The sequence below is a fragment of the Mangrovibacterium sp. genome (assembly GCF_059905295.1).
Map to the genome: position 1 here is coordinate 1 of NZ_JBZQJF010000055.1, position 2,688 is coordinate 2,688.

Genomic DNA, 2,688 nt, shown 5'->3' on the forward strand with positions numbered 1-2,688 from the left:
AAAGTTGATAAAATCAGTATTAATCTTCTCAGCCTTCCATTTATCAATTAATGCTGGAATGAAATAAATTCCTGGTTCGTTGGTAATGACAAAACCGGGCTTCAGTCGCTTTCCTAATCGCAGAGCTGATGTTCCAAATTGATTAACCGGGCGAATTTCCTCGTCGTAGCCAACATATACCTGACCTAAGTCTTCCATGTCGTGGACATCCAATCCCATCATATGGCCGAGCCCATGTGGCATAAAAAGTGCGTGTGCTCCGTTTTTCACGGCTTCTTTTACATCGCCTTTCAGGAGCCCGAGTTCTTTTAAACCACTGGCAATTACTTCTGCTGCTTCCAGATGTGCCGACAAATAAGTTATGCCGGATTTCGCCAGGGTGGTTGTGTGGTTATTCGCAGCCAATACAATCTCGTAAATTTCGCGTTGTTGTTGTGTAAATTTCCCGCCAACAGGTGTTGTGCGTGTAAAGTCCGAGGCATAGTGCATCAAACTTTCAGCTCCGGCGTCAACCACCATTAGTTTCCCTGGCTCGAGGATGCCTGCATGGCTATGGTTGTGCAGGGTTTCTCCATGTTGACTCAGAATAATCGGGAATGAAATGGAAGAACCTTCAGCATTGGCAATTCCTTCCATGGTTCCGGCAATGGTTTGTTCCCAGGTTCCGGGATGAGCCATTTTCATGGCAGTTACATGCATGTTGTAGCCGGTTGCACATGCTTTTTTGATCTCAGCTATTTCTTCCGGCCCTTTAATCTCGCGTTGCGAAATTACCGCTTTGACCAATTCCAAAGAGCTGTATTCTTTTAGCTTATTGGGGTGAATGCCTAATAACTCTTGGAGCAATAACTTGTTTTCGCCCCGGTAAGGCGGAAGAAAATGAACCTTACGTCCCGATGCAATTGCTTTTGATAGATAGTTAAAAAGCTCTTTGAAGGGGGCCGTCTGTGTACACCCTACTTTGGCGGCATTTTCACTCAAACTTACTTGAGGTCCCATCCAAATGATGTCGTCTATTTCCACATCATCGCCAAACAGGGTTTCGTCGCCCTTGTCAATATCGATAACTCCGGCCAGGCCTTGAAAGTCGAGCCCGAAATAGTATAAAAAGTTACTGTCTTGTCTGAAATGATACGTGTTGTCGGCATAGTTCATTGGAACATCAACGTTCCCCAATAGAAGCACTACACCATCCGAAAGCAATTCTTTCAGTTTTTCCCGTCTTACATTGTAAATCTCTGGCTTAAACATGATTTTCGATTAAAATGATCGTTGAAGTTGTGAAGATAACGATTAATAAGTGATCAAATAATGACATTTCACAAAGCAATCTTCTAATTTAAAATTTTATCTGACAATTTAAATACTATCAAACATATAACAGAATAGGTTGAAAAGGCGTATTCTAAAATATAGAAACCTAAACAGCATAAACCATGCAAAATACCTTACTAAATTATATGAATAAAAGGCTGGGGGAAGAAGCTAAAAGAAGCACCTCCGGTTTTAAAATTGCAGGTCCGGTTATCACAATTTCCCGGGAAGTTGGTTGTGGCGGAATTCTGCTTGGCCAACACCTGTCTGATGAGTTAAATAAGAGTATTTTTTGTAAGCAATGGCAGGTTGTCAGTAAGGAAGTTTTAAGTCAAAGTGCGAAGGAACTGAAGGTGAAACAAGAAAAGGTTGACCGACTGTTTGCGAGTTCTGAACATTTTACTTTCGACGAAATCTTGTCGGCATTTTCCGAAAAGTATTATAAAAGTAATCGTGTAATTATGAAAACTGTGCGGGAGGTTATTCATAATTTTGCAGCTGATGGCTGCTGTATTATTGTTGGGAGAGCAGGTCATTTGATTGCTGACGATATTGAAAATGCCTTGCATGTGAGGTTGGTTGCCCCGCTAAGCTGGAGGATCGATTCGATTGCAGCCCGAAGACAAATGAGTAAATCTGATGCCCATAAGTACATTAACGAAATTGAAAAAGAACGGACCGTCTTCCGCGATTATTTCCGGAAAAATAAGTCGGAACAAGAACGTTTTGACATAACAATTGACGTGTCGCGCTTTGAAATGTCTCAATTGGTGCGACTTATTTTAAGAGCTTTTGAACTTCGAGGCATTCCGGAACGGATGAAGAAAAATGTCCCCTATTTTTAATTGGTATCTATTGAAAATAAGCGGCTAACGCCTGTGTGAAACTCAATTTTAGCCTAACAAAACAAGCTTGCCGCCTGAGGCATATCGATTGCCGCCCGATGTACCTTGATTGCCGCCTGATGTAGAATGCCTGCCGTGTCGTGTCGCGAAGTTGCCGTTTCGTGTATTATAGTTGCCGCCTCGTGTTTCGGATCTGCCGCCCGATGTATCTTGCTTGCCGCCTGATGTAGAATGCCTGCCGTGTGATGTCGCGAAGTTGCCGCCTCGTGTATTATAGTTGCCGCTTCATGTTACGGCAATACCGTCTAGCTTCCCCGTTTTACCCTAAGCCATCTTTTTCAAGCGTTCTTGTGGGTTACGGGCGCCAAGGGCTCCAACCAGGCATGCCACACATGCTCCAAAACAAGCCCAGGCTGCAACACTGTATGAGCCAAATTGAGACAGCGACGAGCTGAAAATCAAAGGTCCTACAGCACTGAAGAACACCATGAGCGACATGGCAAATCCACTAATTTCACCCAGGTGCTCT

General features: G+C 43.4%; 2 protein-coding genes and 1 pseudogene. 1 reads left to right on the forward strand and 2 read right to left on the reverse strand.

The window, feature by feature from the left end; translation table 11 throughout:
• Nucleotides 1–1,251, reverse strand: a 1,251-nt coding sequence (locus tag AC37HE_RS03225) for an aminopeptidase P family protein (RefSeq protein WP_500781344.1), incomplete at its 3' end; no start/stop codon positions are given.
• A gap of 185 nt (nucleotides 1,252–1,436) precedes the next feature.
• Here AC37HE_RS03225 and AC37HE_RS03230 point away from each other — a divergent pair.
• Nucleotides 1,437–2,159, forward strand: coding sequence for a cytidylate kinase-like family protein (locus tag AC37HE_RS03230; protein ID WP_500781345.1), 723 nt, complete (start codon nucleotides 1,437–1,439; stop codon nucleotides 2,157–2,159).
• 324 nt (nucleotides 2,160–2,483) lie between these two features.
• On the opposite strand, the pseudogene AC37HE_RS03235 reads toward AC37HE_RS03230, so the two are convergent.
• Nucleotides 2,484–2,688 (reverse strand): annotated as a pseudogene (locus tag AC37HE_RS03235) (MFS transporter); the annotation flags it as partial.